The sequence below is a fragment of the Micromonospora sp. NPDC051227 genome, assembly GCF_044455385.1.
Lineage (GTDB): Bacteria > Actinomycetota > Actinomycetes > Mycobacteriales > Micromonosporaceae > Micromonospora.
The window spans coordinates 1-14,237 of sequence record NZ_JBITET010000010.1 but is presented as its reverse complement, the minus strand read 5'-3'; the positions used below and the strand labels follow the sequence as shown (position 1 = coordinate 14,237).

Here is a 14,237-nt window from a genome sequence, read left to right as displayed (position 1 = left end):
GCTCAGCGGGACCGGCTCGCGACCTCGGGTGAGGTGCTCTCCAACGGCACCGCGTTGGCCGGCACCAGCCCCAACTGGACCGCGGACCGGGTCAACGCGGCGTCCAACGCCCAGTCGGCGCTGACCCGCGTGCGGTTTCCCGGCATCGCCATCAGGTGGTACGCCCGGGTGACCGCCTTGGCCGGCAACCCGGCCAGGTTGACCTGCAACGGGTTCGCCGCCGCGTCCCTGCCACCCAGGTCGACGACCCAGCCCAGGTCGTGGTGCTTGTACGGCTTGCGGCGGCCGAAACCATACGACGCGGCGATGTTGTACGCCGCGCGCTTGCCCTGCCGCTGCGCGTGCTGGGCGGTCATCCCGCAGACCTTCCCCGGGTTGACCAGGTCGGGCACCGCGGCGGCGTCGCCGCACGCGTACACCTCCGGATAGCCGGGAACGTTGAGGAACTCGTCGGTGACCAGTCGACCCCGGTCGGTCCGCAGGCCCAACTCGTTGACGAACGGGTCGGGGCGCACCCCCACGCACCACACCAGGCTGCAGGTCGGCACGAACTCGCCGTCGGTGAGCTTCACCCCGTCGCAGGTCGCCTCGGCCACCGACGTGCCCATCCGCACGTCCACCCCACGCCGGTCGAGCACCTTGTGCGAGGTGTCCGACATCCGCTTGTCCAACTCCGGCAGCACCCGCGACGCCACGTCGAGCAACATCCAGCGGGGCCGGACGGTGAGCCGGGGCCGCTGGGCGTGCAGCGCGTCGGTGAACAGCTGCCCGTGCGCCGCGACCTCGGTGCCGGTGTAGCCCGCCCCGACCACCACGAACGTGGACCGGGCCTGCTGCTCGGCCGGGTCCTCGGCCTGCTCGGCCAGCTCGATCTGCCGGACGATGTGATCATGCAGGTAGACGGCCTCGGGCAGGCCGCGGAAGCCGTGCGCGTACTCGGTCACCCCCGGGATCGGCAGCAGCTTGTTGACGCTGCCCACGGCGAGCACCAACCGGTCGTACGCCAGCCGGTTCTTCTCCCCCTCGGCCTGGGTGAAGCCGACCCAGCGGTTCTGCAGGTCGACGTGGTCCGCCTCGCCGACCACCACCCGTACGCCCTTGAGCGTCCCGGTCAACGGCACCGCGATCCGTTTCGGCTCGACCACCCCGGCCGCCACCTCGGGCAGCAGCGGCAGGTACAGGAAGTAGTCGGTCGAGTTCAGCACCACGATCTCGGCCCGGTCCCGGGCGATCCGGCTCAACGTCTTCGCCGCGTGGTAACCGGCGAAACCGGCCCCCACGATCACCACACGAGGTTTCGTCATTGCGGGCCGTTTCCCGTCGAAGCCCGCGACAAACGTCCGACGCGCCACTCGCGCTCAGCTCGGCTGGAGCCGGACGTGGCCGCTGCGGCCCACCGCCTCCACTTCCCACTGTTGGCCGAACGCCCGCACCCGCTCGGCGGTGATCCGGCCCAGCTCCTGCGGGATGTCCGGATCGAGGACCAGCCGGCCCTCGACCGGGTTGATGCCGAGCATGGCGCGGATCAGGGCCAACGGCGTGCCGGCCGCCCACGCCTGCGGGCTGCATGCGGTCGGGAACGGCACGGCGAACAGCAGCCGCTCCCGATCGAAACCGCTGAGCGCCTCCGGCAACCGGTAACCGAACTGGTCGGCCGCCTGAAACATTGCCAGACTGATCCGGTTCGACTCGGCCCGGTAGCCGTACCGGGCCAGGCCGAGCGCGGCGATCGAGTTGTCGTGCGGCCAGACCGTGCCGAGGTGGTAGCCGAGGGCGTTGTAGAGCCGCTCCTCCCGGGACAGCGTGCGGATGCCCCAACCGGAGAACATGTCCGGCGCCATGAGTTGTCGCACCACCGCGTCGGCCCGCTCCAGCGGCACGATCCCGCTCCACAGCAGGTGACCCATGTTCGACGTCTTGGAATCGACCCGATTCTTGTCGCCGTCCAGGGCAACCGCGTAGTAACCGCCCCGTTCCTCGATCCAGAAGTCCTGGTTGAACCGCTCGTAGAGGGTGGTGGCCTCCTCGCGCAGCCGACGCGCCAACGCGGGGTCGTCCAACGGCCCGTCGAACAGTTCGGCCAGCCGCACCTTTGCGTCGTAGGTGTAGCCCTGCAGATCGCAGGTGGCCAACGGGAGCACGGGGATCCGGCCGTCGGCGAAGCAGACGCCGTCCGGGGAGTCCCGCCAGCACTGGTTGCCCAGCCCTTCAGGCGAGCGAGTGGCGTACTCGACATAGCCGTCGCCGTCCCGGTCGCCGTACTCGTCGATCCAGCGCGACGCGGCCAGCGCGTTGTCCCGCAGGTGCCGGACGGTCTCATCGTCGCCGGTCCAGCGCCAGTACTCGGAGAGCAGGATCAGCCAGAGTTGGGTGGCGTCGGCGCTGCCGTAGTACGGCCCGAACGGTTTTTCACCACTGCGGGTCAACTCGCCACTGCGCACCTCGTGCAGGATCTTGCCGGGCTCCTCGTCGGTGAAGTCGTCACACGTCTGACCCTGAAGCCTGGCCAGGGCGAGCAGCGTACCCTTGGCCAGCGCGGGCCCGGCGACCAGCGTCTGGTAGGCGGTGATCAGGGTGTCCCGGCCGAAGACGGCGAGGAACCAGGGCAGTCCGGCACCGGGTAGCAGAATCCGCTGGCCCTTGACCTCCAGGTCGAGCCGCAAAGCCGCCAGGTCGTTGCGGGACTGCCGCACGGTCCGCTCCAACGCCGCGTTGTCGCTGCGCAGCACCGCCCGGTCCTCGAGCCACCGGCGCAGCGGGTCGTCGGCCCGGCCATGAATCACGTCGGCGATGTCGCCCCGAACCGGCTCGACCACCCCCATCCCGGGCGGCAGCGGCACGTGCAGGTCGACCTGCCACTCCTCGCCCTGGCCCAGGTTCAGGTCCCAGATCAGGTCGTCGCCTTCGATGCGGTCGGCTGGCTTCGCGCAGCACACCCGGGTCTGCGCGGAGAAGTCGCCGCGCTGGTAGGAGAAGCACAGCTCTGACCCGTCGTCGGCGTGGTCACGGCTGATCTCGGCGGAGCGGTCCCGGACCGTCGACTTGACCTCGAACAGGTCGGCGAAGTCGACGGCGACGGCCAACCGCAGCTCCACCCGGACCGGCTCCTGCCGGAACGAAACCAGTTCCACGCGCTCGTGAAAGCCATCGCCGACGTAGCGCAGCCGCCGCAGGCCCAGACTGTTCGGCGGCAGCCCGGGCAGTTCCGGGTTGGTGAGCACGTACTGCGCCGAGTAGTGGTCGATGGTCTCGGCGCGCAACAGCAACAGCTCCCCGCCGTTGACGGTCAGGTTCCAGCCACTGATCAGGCGGGTGTCCAGGTGGACGAGCCCACCGATGCTGCCCGTCGGCACATCCCCGCACGCGTTGGAGTACAGGAACGTGGGCCCGCTGAGCACCGCGAGCGAGTCGGGGCCCAACTCGGGCGGGATGGCCCGCTGGTCGGCGCTGTCCGCATCCGCGACGGCCAGGCCGGGGAAGGGATTGGCAGGGGTCGCGCGATCGGCAGCCATGACACCCACCGTAGGAATCGGGACACGGAGCGTCATCACCCGGTCCGGGTGAAAGTTCCGGAGTCCGCTCCCGCAGTGATGCACTGCCGTCGGCCGGGTTCGGCCGGCCCGACGGTCAGGCGGACGTCGGCGCGGTGATCGCCCAGCGCTCGTGGTCGCGCCAGGCGCCGTCGATGAACAGGTAGTCCGGGGAAAGGCCCTCCAACCGGAAACCCAGCTTGCGGGCCACCCGCCGCGACGGCTCGTTGCCCGGCTGGATGTTCGCCTCCAGCCGGTGCAGACCCACCGAGGTGAACGCGTGGTCGATCACCAGGGCGACGCCCGCCGACGCGTGGCCGGTGCCGCTGTAGGGCAGGAAAGCCGCGTACCCGAGGAAGCCACCACGCAGCGCACCGAGCACGATTCCGCTGATGTTCACGTAGCCGGCGATCTCGCCGCTGACCCGGTCGCAGATCAGGTAGCCGGCGCTGTCGCGGCGACGGATCCGGCGCAGATAGAGCTCGTACTCCTCCGGGTTGGCCGGCGCGGCCAACCACGGGTGGTGCAGGTCCCGACTGCGCCGGGCGGCGGCCACGAACTCGTCGGAGTCGGTGGGCCGGGGCCGGCGGATCGCGGCGGGACCACCGGTACGCAGGTATCTCACGGCGGATCACTCTGACCGACCGGTGCCGCCGTTGTCCAACCGGCCGCCACGTGGGCGGGCGTTGGCCGGGCTAGCGGTTCGTCAGCAGGCTGAACTCCTGACCATCGGGGTCGGCCAGCACCAGTCGGCCTGCTCCGTCCTGGTCGGTGTCGACAGGCGTCGCCCCGAGCGAGAGCAGACGGTCGACCTCGACCTGCCAATCGACGTCTACAGCCGGGGCGAGGTCGAAACGCACCCGATCCCTACCGCCGTTCGGCATCAGCGGCGGGCCACCCCAGCTGATCTTCGTGCCGCCGTGCGGCGACTGGATCGCGGTCTCCTCGTCCTGGTCCCAGACCAGCGGCCACCCCAGCGCCTGGCTCCAGAAGTACCCGACCTTCTGCGATCCGTCGCAGGCCAGCGCACCGACGAAGCCGCAGCCGGCGAGGAAGTTGTTGCCCGGCCCGATGACGTCGAACTCGTTGCCCTCGGGGTCGGCGAGCACCACATGATCGATCTCCGGGCCCTGCCCGATGTCGGCGTACCGCGCACCGAGTTCCAGTGCCCTGGCCACCGTCTGCCGCTGGTCCTCCAGCGAACTACTGGTCAGGTCAAAGTGCATCCGATTCTGGACCACCTTCGGCTGCTGGTTCGGGGCGAAGCGGAGGTGGAACTCGTTGTCGTTTGTGGGTAGGAGCAGGACACCGTCGTGTGGATCGTCGACGATCTCCCGCCCCAGGAGCCGGACCAGAACTGCGCGAGCCGCAGAGGCTCGCTCGCATCGAAGCTGATCGCGAACAGGTGTGCGGTCATCGCTGCGCTCATCTCCCATCGGACGGACGCCCTGCCAGCCGTCGGAGCGGGAGCCTAGGGGTGTGCCAGGTCGACCGCACCCGAGTTTCGGCGGGGTCATCCCCGGTAGGGCGGGGCGACACCCCAGCCCCAGCGTGGGACCGGTGCCTGCCGGAGCGGGTCCGCGTCCGGTTGGGAATTGCCCACCGCCAACCGGGTGCCCCACTCGAGGTAGCTCGCGAAGGCGGCGCGAAACTCCGGATCATCGGGCAGGTTGACCTCGTCGGCGGCGTCCATCATCAGGTTGACCCACCGCCGACGCTGCGCCTCGCTGATCGCCCTGCCCAGGTGCTGGCCGAGCATGTGACGGTAGCCGCCGTGCTCCATCGTGTAGGTGGCCGGTCCGCCGAAGACCTCGGCGAGCCATACCGCTACATGCCGGGCGTGGTCGGGGTGCATGTGCGCGAACATCGGCGCGAGCAGGTCGTCGGAGCTGACCAGGCGGTAGAAGGCATCGCAGAGTTTCATGAACGCGTCGGTGCCGCCGGCCCACTCGTACAAGCTCGGCGGCGCGGCGCCACCAGGGCCGGCAACCGACGTGTGGGCGTAGTGCCGCATCTCCTGGATGTCCTCGACGTACGGCTTGATCGCGGAGAAGAACTGCCCGAACACCGGGCCGCCCCGAAACCCCTTCAGGTGCTCGTCCACCGATGTCCAGGTGATGCGCAGCAGGTAGCAGGCGGGGTCGTCCAGGCAGCGGCTCAACTCGTAGTCCACACACTGCGGCGCGGCACGTAACGCGCCAGCGGCCCTCTCGTACGCCGCCTCGAAACCGTCCAGCCGTTCCTGCGGCACGCGGTACCTGATGTACTCGATCACCATGGCTACAGCTCAACACCCACAGCAGCGATGATCAAGTACGCACCATTTGGTACGTGCCGAGGGAGGCCACGATGCCTAAGCGATACCACTGCCCGGTGGAGCTCGCCGTCGACGTGGTCGGCGGAAAATGGCGACCGGTGATCCTGGCCCATCTCAAGGAGGGCGTACACCGCTATGGCGAACTGCGCCGCCGGATGCCAGGGATCAGCGAGAAGATGCTGACCCAGCGTCTGCGCGAGTTGGAGGCCGACGGGCTCGTCCTGCGGCACGACCACGAGACCACGCCACCTCATGTCGAGTACCGGCTCACCGATGAAGGACTCAGCCTGGCCCCGGTGTTGCAGGCCCTGTACGACTGGGGCGCCGCGCGGGCCGCTCGTACCGGCACCGCCACCGACGAACCCTCTGCTGCCTGAGAGCCGTCCGACGGTGGCTGCTCGCGGGCACCGCGCAGTGAGTCGTCGATGCGAGAATCGGCCGGTGGAGAGCGAGCTGCTGCCTCAGCCGGGCGAGCGTTCCGTCAGAGCGGACCGGGGAACGTCTGCTCCATCGGCATCGGCACCTGGAGGTAGGTGGTGCCACGCATGTCCAGCCAGGCCCGGTCCGGCCCGCGCACCAGGCGCACCATCACCTCCTCGCAGGACGGGCAACGGGCGACGAGGCCCGGGGCGTGCGAGTAGACGTGCAGGCTGGCCATCGACCCGGTCGTCCCACAGTTCTCACAGCGGCCCATCGCGCTGCTCAGGTCGACGGTGAACAGCTCACGCATCGGGCCGTCGAGCATGTTGCCGTCCAGGTACGACATCTCGGTCATCGAATCTCCTCGACACTGCGTGAGTGAGCGGGTGGTCAGCCGGTGGGGCCGAAGCGTTCGGTCTTGACCCGGCGCGACGGGTGACCCAGCCCCACCAACAGGTCGGCCACGGTCTCCACGAACGCGGTCGGGCCACAGACGTAGGTAAGTGGTTCCAGGTCCGGTGGCCACCCGTGCGTGTTGACGTCGGCGAGCCCAATCCGGTGCGGCTCACCGCGCCAGCCCTCGGGCGCCTCACGGGTGTAGACGTACGCGACGTCCAGCCCGAAGTCGTCGCGGACTCGGCGGCGCAGTTCGTCGGCGTAGATCACGTCGCCGGGGGTGCGCACCGAGTAGATCAGCCGGAACGGCGCCTTGCTCCCCACCGCCCGCCGCGCCCGGATCATCGCCATCAGCGGCACGACGCCGGAGCCGCCGGCGACGAGCTGCACCGGCGCGGTCTCCTCCGGCCGCCAGATGAACCAGCCACCGAGCGGTCCGCGTACCTCGATCGGGTCGCCGGCGCCAAAGACATCAATGAGGTACGGCGAGACCTCGCCGTCGTGCACCCGCTGCACTGTCACCTCGATGCGCGGCCCTCCCGGTCCGTCCACGGCCGGCCCGGCGATCGAGTACGACCGGGCCGCCTGGTAACCGTCCGGGGCGGTGAGTCGCAGGTCGACGTGCTGCCCGGGCAGGTGCCCCGGCCAGTCTGGCACCTCCAGCACCAGGGTCTGCGCGGTCGGTGTCTCCACCCGGCGCTCCACCAGCCGGCCGACCTGCCAACGGTTGGGCGTACGGCGCTGGGTGCTCGTCGCCACGGCGCGCTCAGTCACCCTGGTACCGCTGTTCGCGCCACGGGTCTCCGTAGTCGTGGTACCCGGCGGTCTCCCAGAACCCCGGCTCGTCCATCGTCTTGAGTCGGAGGCCGCGCACCCACTTGGCGGACTTCCAGAAGTACAGGTGCGGCACCAGCAGTCGCGCCGGCCCGCCGTGCTCAGCGGGCAGCGGTGCGCCGTCGAAGGTGTGCACCACCCAGGCCTGGCCGCCGCGCAGGTCGTCGAGCGGCAGGTTGGTGGTGTACCCGCCGTAGGAGTGCGCCAGCGCGAAGTGCGCCCCCGTGTCGACGTCGGCGAGCAGCGTGTCCAGTGAGACGCCCTGCCAGTTGGTGCCGAGCTTGGACCAGCGGGTGACGCAGTGGATGTCCACCATCGGCGTCTCCTGCGGCAGGGCCATCAGCTCCTGCCACGACCACCGGTGGTCGCTGCCGTTCTCGGCGGAGATGACGAACTCCCAGGTGTCCAGTGACACCCGGGGCGTCGGGCCGGCCGAGAGCACCGGAAAGTCCTCGGTCAGATACTGGCCGGGTGGCAGGGCCGGCTCCTGCGTTCGGGGCCGACCCTGAAAGCCCGGTGACACGATTCCCATTGCACAGTCGTACCACCCGGGCCGGTGGGGGCGGGAGCTTTCCCGCGTACCCCGTCGTCAGCCGGCGCGGCGCGGTCAGTGCCGCTCCGCGACCACCTTGCGGTCCTCGGGCAGGTCGCCGCCCCGGGTGGCACGCAGGCTGGTCGCCGTGACGACCACCAGCACACCGATGATCACGCCGAGCGAGGCCAGGGTGGGGATCTGCGGCACGCTGTCCCAGATGCCGTGCGCCCAGTGCAGACCCAGCTTGAGGCCGATGAACGCCAGGATGATGGCCAGGCCGTAGCTGAGGTGCACAAGCCGGCTCAGCGCCGCGTGCAGGACGAAGTAGAGCGCCCGCAGGCCGAGCAGGGCGAACGCATTCGTGGCGAACACCAGGTACGGGTCCTCGGTGATGCCGTAGACCGCCGGCACCGAGTCGACCGCGAAGACGACGTCGGTGGCCAGCACCGCGACCACCACCAGGGCGAACGGCGTGAGTGCCCGCTTCGCGCCCTGCCGGACGGTCATCTTGGTGCCGTGGTAGTCGTCGACCACCGGCATGACCTTGCGCAGCAGTTTCACCGAACGCATCTTGTTGATGTCGACTTCCTGCTGATGCCCGGACATGGCATCGCGCAACAGCTTCACCGCTGTGGCGATGAGGATGATCGCGAAGAGCAGGAAGGCGAAGTCGAGGGTCTGCAACGCCGCCGCGCCGAGGGCGATGAAGACGGCCCGCAGCACCAGCGCACCGGCGATGCCGTAGAGCAGCACCCGCTGGGCGAGCACCGCCGGCACCGCGAATGCCGCCAACAGCAACATGAAGACGAAGAGGTTGTCGACCGATAGCGACTTTTCCACCAGGTAACCGGTCAGGTATTCAACGCCCTGCTGGGAGCCGAATCGGGACCAGATCCAGCCGCCGAACGCCAGCGGCAGCGCTATGTAGAACGCCGACCAGCCGATGGCCTCCCGCATGGAAACCTCGTGCGGGCGACGGGTGACCAGGAAATCCAGCACCAACAGCAGGAGGACCCCGATGATGGTGACCGCCCACAGCGTGGGCGTGCCCACCGACGACAGGTCACTGGCGGCGGACAGATACGACACTTGGTTCATGTGGGTCTCCTCGAACACCGTCATGTTCGAGGTCTCCTTCACCCACCACCTGATGGGCAACCACCCGAGGCACGCCGGGCGTGCCGTACTGACCGGAATGGTTCGTGGGAAGTACTCCCCTCGCACGACAAGGTTAGGCCAGGCGGATTCGCCACGCCAAGCGGGACATCGATGGTTGCCCTGGTAAACCGCTGTGTATCACCGGAGCGAGCGCTGTCAGCCGCGCCGCAACGTCGCCCCCGGGGCCATCGCCGGCTCGATCAGGCCCCGATAGTCACGCGGCAGTTGAGTCGCCACGTCATCGAACTCACCACCGGTGATCGCCTCGTGCAGGGTGGTGAAGACCGCCCGACTGGCGTCCTCGGCGGCAGGCTCCTGCACACCGGCGCGCAACGCGACCCGGGCGACGAACTCCGCCGCGCCGAACCGGTCCGCCTGCTCGGTGCTCGGGCTCGGTTTGAGCACGAGTTGCAGCGGTTGGGGCAACTGGGCGGCCAGGTCCAGGACCTCACCGCCGGTCAACCGCTCGGCGAACGTCTCCAACACGGCCCGGGTCAGCTCGACCGCCCGCTCGGACGACGTGGCGGTGCGCTGGGAAACCTGGTCGATGAAGGTGTCGTAGTTCATCGCGTACTCCCTTGGACTCGCGTCGGCGTCTGCGGGTACCCGCGGCGGCCGAGGAGAAACGGCGCCGGGTTTCCTCCGCCGCGTGGGCGTGACCGGCCGGCGGGCGGGTAACCGCCGCCGGTCGTCACCACATCGATGCCCGAGGGAGCCCACGCCATGGCGAGCTACGCCGACGTCCTGCAGTACCTGTCGAGCCTGGACTACCCGGCCGAGAAGGACGACGTGGTCCGCGAGGCCGAACGGGAGGGTGCTCCGCCGGACGTGTTGAAGGCGCTGCGCGCCCTGCCGCCGGTCGACTACGCCAACGGGACCGAGGTGGCCCGGTCGGCCGGCATCGAGGCGGCGCCCGAGGTGGGCCCCGCCCAGCGGGCCGAACAGGCCCGGGACAAGAAGCACAACAGGGTCTCGCAGCACCTGCGCGGCATCTGATCCAGCGGTGACGCCCACAGCGCGGCGAAGGGATCGTCGCCGGTGACCTACACCGGCGGCCCGTCCCGGCCAGCGGACGTGCGTTTTCCGGCCGCGGTGGTGCAGCTCGCCGTGGTGGCGGTGGTCGGCGTCATCGCCGGCTGCGTCTTCGCGCTGCTGCTGCCACTGCCGCTCGCCGCGCTGGCCGGCTGGGACGTGGGCGCGCTGAGCTGGCTCGTGCTGGTCTGGCACAAGATCTGGCCGATGGACGCCGAGCGGACCGCCCAACTGGCCGTCCACGAGGACCCGAACCGGGCGATCCGGGATGCCCTGCTGCTCGTCGCCTGCCTGGCCAGCCTGCTGGCCGTCGGACTGGTGGTGGCCAGCGCGCAGAGCGCGCCCCCCGGGACCGCCCGGGAGCTGGACAGCGGCCTGGGCGTCCTCAGCGTGGTGCTCTCCTGGTTCGTGGTGCACACCGTGTTCGCCGCCCGGTACGCCCGGATCTACTACACCGGCCCGGACGGCGGGGTGAACTTCAACCAGCCCGAACCGCCGTGCTACTCCGACTTCGCGTACGTCGCGTTCACCATCGGGACGACGTTCCAGGTCTCCGACACCAACCTGACCAGCAACGAGATGCGTCGTACGGTGCTGCGCCACTCGATGGTGTCGTACCTGTTCGGCGCTTTCATCATCGCCGTGACCGTGAACCTGCTGGCGGGTCTGGCCCGGTAAAGCTGGTTTCCCGGCCGCACGGACCCCCGGTGTGCGACACGGGGCGGGGCCGATCGAAGGGCCGGGACAGGCGGGCGCCCCTGGTCACGAACCGCGACCCAGGGCGCCACGCAAGCCTGCCCAGGCGGTGAACCGCATCCGAACCGGTCGCGGTCACCAGGCGGTGGGGGTCCACTCGAACCGAGCGGCCAGCACTGCCGCGTCCAACCATACGGCAGAACATCCTCCGTTTGGTCAGAATTTGGGGAAGTGTGGGCCAGGGCACGTCACGGCCGACCGGTCAACTCCGCGTACCGATGCTCCAGGTCGACCCGGGCCAACGCCCCCACCAGCCAGGCCAACTGCTCGGACTCGCCAGTGGCCAGGCCGGCCAGGTCGTCCGCCGACCTGCCCAGCCCGAGCCGACGCGCGGCAGCCAGCGCCCGCCGGTCGGCGACCGGGGCCACCTCCCGCCACAACGCCTGCGCCTCGCGGAGAAACAGGTCGACGACCTGATCGTCCACGCCCGGAAGGTCGGCCAGCAGCGCCCGCTCCCGGACCGGGTCGTGGTGCGCCACCGCCCGCAACCGGCGCAGATCACCCCGGTACCGCTCGACCACCGTCCGAGCCAGGTCACCCAGCACAGCGGCCAGCGCGTCCACGTCACCGCGCTGGCCGCTGGCGCGCAGCACCCGGACCCGGTCCTCGTGCAGCGAACGCGCCAGCCGGGCCGCGCTGTCCCACCCCTCGTCGCGCACCGCCCGCGCCCCGTCCAACGCCCGCCGGAAGTCACCACGACGGGCCAGCAGCACCGACAGATAGAGCACCTGGAACAGGCTCGCCGGGTTGTTGGTCACCCGGAACCCGTACTGCTCGGCGAAGCCCCGGCCGCTACCGGCGAGCCGGCGCGCCAGGCGTTTACGGTCCTCCACGGGCGTGATCAAACTGGTCGCCATGCCGGCGACTACCCGCGCCACCACCGGCCACACACCCCCGCCCTGAGCGGGCGGTGTCGTCAGCCGTGCAGGCCGCCGGTGCGGTCGCGGGCCTTAAGGCGGGTCGTGGGCAGGGCGGGCGCCGGCAGCGGCGGTGCCGAATCGTCGGCGACCACACCGAAGCGCCCGTCGGCGGCCATCCAGTCCTCCCGGGCGGCGGCGATCTCCTCGTGTGACCGGCCCACGAAGTTCCACCACATCACCAACGGCTCCTCGAACGGCGTACCGCCCAGCAGCAGCAACCGGGCCCCGGCCCCGCCACGCACTGTCAGCTCCCGGCGGCCCGAGCCCAGATACAGCAGCGCCCCCGGCTCGAACCCGACCCCGGCCGCCTCCGCGGACCCGGACATCGCCAGCACGGCGTACTCGAAATCCGGCCGCAACTCCATCGTCGCCGGCGCCTCGCCGCCCAACTCCAGCTGCACCCCCACCAGCGGGGTGTGCACCACCGCCGGTGACCGCTCCCCGGCGAACTCGCCGACCAGCAGGGTGCCGTCCAGATCGCCGTCCCGCCAGCGCGGCAGGTCGGCGTGGTGCGCGAAGTCGGCCGCTCCAGCCCGCGCCGGGTCCGGCAGAGCCACCCAGAGCTGCACACCGTGCATCACCGGCGGATGAATGGCCGGCGAGCGCTCCGAGTGGGCGATACCGTTCCCGGAGGTCATCACGTTCAGCTGGCCGGGGACGATCGGCTGCACGTTGCCGAGGCTGTCCCGGTGCAGAATCTCGCCGTCGAGCAGCCAGGTCACCGTCTGCAGCCCGGTGTGCGGGTGCGGCGGCACCTCCATGCCGGGCCGCTGCGCCACATCGTCCGGGCCGAAATGATCCACGAAACACCACGCGCCGACCATCCGGCGGGCGCGCTGCGGAAGCAGCCGCCGCACCGTGGTGTACCGACCCAACGGCACGTCGTGGCCGGGCAACAACACACTGCCGGGATCGACGTCGGCCACGCCAGGCGGTCGGGTCTGCGCCAGCATTGATTCAGTACGCTCCACCGCCCGACTGTACGCGCACGCGCATTCGCGACCGCGACGCTTCCAACCAGGGCGGGCGGGGTTCACCGGCGCGTGGTTGTGGGCTGTCCCGGCATGGGCGGCGCCCGGCATGGGCTGGGCCGGCATGGGCTGGGCCGGCATGGGCTGGCCCGGCGTGGGTTCACCGGTGGATGGAGGAGACCAGCACGCTGTTGGCACCGGCGACCAGGTCCAGGTACAGGCGCTCCGCCGACCGGTCCCAACCCGGCGTACCCAGCACCGAGCCCGCGGCCACCCCATCCCAGCGGTCGTCGCGTACCACCACCGAGCCGGCACCGGCTCCCGCCCGAACCCGTACCGGAGTCTCCCCCGGCACCCGGACGTCGAGCAGGCTGGTCCCACCGGTGAGTCGTACGGTCAGGATGCTGGCGGGCTGGTCTGAGCGCGGGCCGGTGGGGCGGCCGGGGCGGGCAGGGGTGATCGGTGGCAGGAGAACCTCGGTACGGCTGGAACCGCCGGCGAGTTCCACGCCCAGCAGTCGGGCCCTGGTCAGGTCCAACACCTGACTGTTCACCCCTCCAAAGAGGTGGAGACGCCAGGCGACCCGCTCGTTGAGCAACACCCGCACGGCCCGTGGCCCGCGCGTCCCGGACTCCACGAGGTCGAGCCGCACGGTCTCCCCCCGCACCACCGGTCTGCCCGCCACGCCGGAGCCGGCCGGGGTGCTGATCCGGTACAGGTCATCGCCCAACTCGGCCACCCGCAGCTCGAACGAGGACAGCCCATCCGCGAGCACGAAGGTGCCCTCCTGCCGACCCGCCAGCGGAGCTGTCAACGTTTGCTCGGCAGCAGCACCCGCACCACCGCGGCGACCCTCAGCCGCGTCCGGGTCAGCGACGCCCCCCGGACGGCCGCCGTCATCGGGGCGAGTGCCGTCCGGGCGAGTGCCGTCCGGGCGAGTGCCGTCGGGTTGGCCGGAGTAGGTCATGCCGAGGTGGTCGGGATCGGCAACGATCACGGCCACCGCTACCGCGCCCAGGAGCAGGACGACGGCTGCAGCGGCCACCAACAGGCGAGCACCGGTGGACCACCGTCGCGGTGCTGCCTCACCGGACGGTTCCGGCTCGGGCTCCGGTTCGTGATCCGCGCCGTACCCCACTGCGGCCATGCCTGTGTCCCTCCGCCGGTCCCCGTCCAGGGGTACGTACCCGCCGGCTGATCGGATCACTCGGCGCCGATCACATCACTCCGCTACGTCGCCAACGTAGATCTTGGACAGTTTCCGTTCGCGCGGAACTGTGCTGTCCCGAGACATGTGTCAAGGGGAAGTCCCGATAGTTGTGTCATGAGTTGTTGATCAAGTTGTGTGGATGAGGCTGATGTAGGACC

At 70.2% G+C, this 14,237-nt stretch carries 16 protein-coding genes; 3 read left to right on the top strand and 13 right to left on the bottom strand.

Annotation, left to right across the window (positions count from 1 at the left end):
- Positions 1–2: 2 nt before the first annotated feature.
- The 5 genes from ACIA47_RS22915 to ACIA47_RS22895 form a co-directional block, all read right to left on the bottom strand.
- Complete coding sequence (locus ACIA47_RS22915; protein WP_396710528.1) at positions 3–1,304, bottom strand: NAD(P)/FAD-dependent oxidoreductase; 1,302 nt, start codon at positions 1,302–1,304, stop codon at positions 3–5.
- A 54-nt stretch (positions 1,305–1,358) separates the two neighbouring features.
- Positions 1,359–3,512, bottom strand: a complete 2,154-nt coding sequence (locus ACIA47_RS22910; protein WP_396710526.1) for a glycogen debranching N-terminal domain-containing protein — start codon at positions 3,510–3,512, stop codon at positions 1,359–1,361.
- A gap of 115 nt (positions 3,513–3,627) precedes the next feature.
- Positions 3,628–4,155, bottom strand: a complete 528-nt coding sequence (locus tag ACIA47_RS22905; RefSeq protein ID WP_396710524.1) for a GNAT family N-acetyltransferase — start codon at positions 4,153–4,155, stop codon at positions 3,628–3,630.
- A gap of 70 nt (positions 4,156–4,225) precedes the next feature.
- On the bottom strand, positions 4,226–4,966 hold the full coding sequence (locus ACIA47_RS22900) for a VOC family protein (RefSeq protein ID WP_396710522.1): 741 nt from the start codon (positions 4,964–4,966) through the stop codon (positions 4,226–4,228).
- 77 nt (positions 4,967–5,043) lie between these two features.
- A complete protein-coding gene (locus ACIA47_RS22895) occupies positions 5,044–5,808 on the bottom strand; it encodes a group II truncated hemoglobin (RefSeq protein WP_396710520.1) in 765 nt (254 codons plus the stop codon).
- 71 nt (positions 5,809–5,879) lie between these two features.
- Here ACIA47_RS22895 and ACIA47_RS22890 point away from each other — a divergent pair, with 71 nt between their 5' ends.
- A complete protein-coding gene (locus tag ACIA47_RS22890; protein WP_203124854.1) occupies positions 5,880–6,224 on the top strand; it encodes a helix-turn-helix domain-containing protein in 345 nt (114 codons plus the stop codon).
- Between the two features lie 104 nt (positions 6,225–6,328).
- Here the strand turns inward: ACIA47_RS22890 and ACIA47_RS22885 are convergent, their stop codons facing one another.
- The 5 genes from ACIA47_RS22885 to ACIA47_RS22865 form a co-directional block, all read right to left on the bottom strand.
- Positions 6,329–6,622 carry a DUF6510 family protein gene (locus ACIA47_RS22885; RefSeq protein WP_091408116.1) on the bottom strand — a complete coding sequence of 98 codons (294 nt, stop codon included), beginning with the start codon at positions 6,620–6,622 and terminating at the stop codon, positions 6,329–6,331.
- Between the two features lie 35 nt (positions 6,623–6,657).
- The gene (locus ACIA47_RS22880; protein ID WP_091408113.1) at positions 6,658–7,422 is read right to left on the bottom strand and encodes a ferredoxin reductase; all 765 of its coding nucleotides are present in this window, start codon (positions 7,420–7,422) and stop codon (positions 6,658–6,660) included.
- A gap of 7 nt (positions 7,423–7,429) precedes the next feature.
- The gene (locus ACIA47_RS22875; protein WP_203124856.1) at positions 7,430–8,029 is read right to left on the bottom strand and encodes a sulfite oxidase-like oxidoreductase; all 600 of its coding nucleotides are present in this window, start codon (positions 8,027–8,029) and stop codon (positions 7,430–7,432) included.
- A 75-nt stretch (positions 8,030–8,104) separates the two neighbouring features.
- Entirely contained in the window at positions 8,105–9,130 is a 1,026-nt protein-coding gene (locus ACIA47_RS22870) for a TerC/Alx family metal homeostasis membrane protein (protein ID WP_203124885.1), read from the bottom strand.
- Between the two features lie 216 nt (positions 9,131–9,346).
- Entirely contained in the window at positions 9,347–9,757 is a 411-nt protein-coding gene (locus tag ACIA47_RS22865; protein ID WP_396710517.1) for a DUF2267 domain-containing protein, read from the bottom strand.
- Positions 9,758–9,913: 156 nt separating this feature from the next.
- On the opposite strand from ACIA47_RS22865, the gene ACIA47_RS22860 reads away from it, so the two are divergent.
- Both ACIA47_RS22860 and ACIA47_RS22855 read left to right on the top strand, forming a co-directional pair.
- A complete protein-coding gene (locus ACIA47_RS22860; RefSeq protein WP_030332551.1) occupies positions 9,914–10,186 on the top strand; it encodes a DUF2795 domain-containing protein in 273 nt (90 codons plus the stop codon).
- Between the two features lie 42 nt (positions 10,187–10,228).
- Positions 10,229–10,900 (top strand): DUF1345 domain-containing protein, encoded by a 672-nt coding sequence (locus tag ACIA47_RS22855; RefSeq protein ID WP_203124866.1) that lies wholly within the window; start codon positions 10,229–10,231, stop codon positions 10,898–10,900.
- 266 nt (positions 10,901–11,166) lie between these two features.
- On the opposite strand, the gene ACIA47_RS22850 is transcribed toward ACIA47_RS22855, so the two are convergent.
- The 3 genes from ACIA47_RS22850 to ACIA47_RS22840 form a co-directional block, all read right to left on the bottom strand.
- Entirely contained in the window at positions 11,167–11,835 is a 669-nt protein-coding gene (locus ACIA47_RS22850) for a hypothetical protein (RefSeq protein ID WP_396710801.1), read from the bottom strand.
- A 59-nt stretch (positions 11,836–11,894) separates the two neighbouring features.
- On the bottom strand, positions 11,895–12,869 hold the full coding sequence (locus ACIA47_RS22845) for a pirin family protein (RefSeq protein ID WP_203124870.1): 975 nt from the start codon (positions 12,867–12,869) through the stop codon (positions 11,895–11,897).
- Between the two features lie 160 nt (positions 12,870–13,029).
- Positions 13,030–14,016, bottom strand: a complete 987-nt coding sequence (locus ACIA47_RS22840; protein ID WP_396710514.1) for a hypothetical protein — start codon at positions 14,014–14,016, stop codon at positions 13,030–13,032.
- Positions 14,017–14,237 lie beyond the last annotated feature (221 nt).

What these genes read in the sequence shown, in the direction of transcription:
- ACIA47_RS22915 (WP_396710528.1), bottom strand. Translation starts at nt 1,304, where the DNA reads ATGACGAAACCTCGTGTGGTGATCGTGGGGGCCGGTTTCGCCGGTTAC.
- ACIA47_RS22910 (WP_396710526.1), bottom strand. Translation starts at nt 3,512, where the DNA reads ATGGCTGCCGATCGCGCGACCCCTGCCAATCCCTTCCCCGGCCTGGCC.
- ACIA47_RS22900 (WP_396710522.1), bottom strand. Translation starts at nt 4,966, where the DNA reads ATGGGAGATGAGCGCAGCGATGACCGCACACCTGTTCGCGATCAGCTT.
- ACIA47_RS22895 (WP_396710520.1), bottom strand. Translation starts at nt 5,808, where the DNA reads ATGGTGATCGAGTACATCAGGTACCGCGTGCCGCAGGAACGGCTGGAC.
- ACIA47_RS22890 (WP_203124854.1), top strand. Translation starts at nt 5,880, where the DNA reads ATGCCTAAGCGATACCACTGCCCGGTGGAGCTCGCCGTCGACGTGGTC.
- ACIA47_RS22885 (WP_091408116.1), bottom strand. Translation starts at nt 6,622, where the DNA reads ATGACCGAGATGTCGTACCTGGACGGCAACATGCTCGACGGCCCGATG.
- ACIA47_RS22875 (WP_203124856.1), bottom strand. Translation starts at nt 8,029, where the DNA reads ATGGGAATCGTGTCACCGGGCTTTCAGGGTCGGCCCCGAACGCAGGAG.
- ACIA47_RS22870 (WP_203124885.1), bottom strand. Translation starts at nt 9,130, where the DNA reads ATGAACCAAGTGTCGTATCTGTCCGCCGCCAGTGACCTGTCGTCGGTG.
- ACIA47_RS22865 (WP_396710517.1), bottom strand. Translation starts at nt 9,757, where the DNA reads ATGAACTACGACACCTTCATCGACCAGGTTTCCCAGCGCACCGCCACG.
- ACIA47_RS22860 (WP_030332551.1), top strand. Translation starts at nt 9,914, where the DNA reads ATGGCGAGCTACGCCGACGTCCTGCAGTACCTGTCGAGCCTGGACTAC.
- ACIA47_RS22850 (WP_396710801.1), bottom strand. Translation starts at nt 11,835, where the DNA reads ATGGCGACCAGTTTGATCACGCCCGTGGAGGACCGTAAACGCCTGGCG.
- ACIA47_RS22840 (WP_396710514.1), bottom strand. Translation starts at nt 14,016, where the DNA reads ATGGCCGCAGTGGGGTACGGCGCGGATCACGAACCGGAGCCCGAGCCG.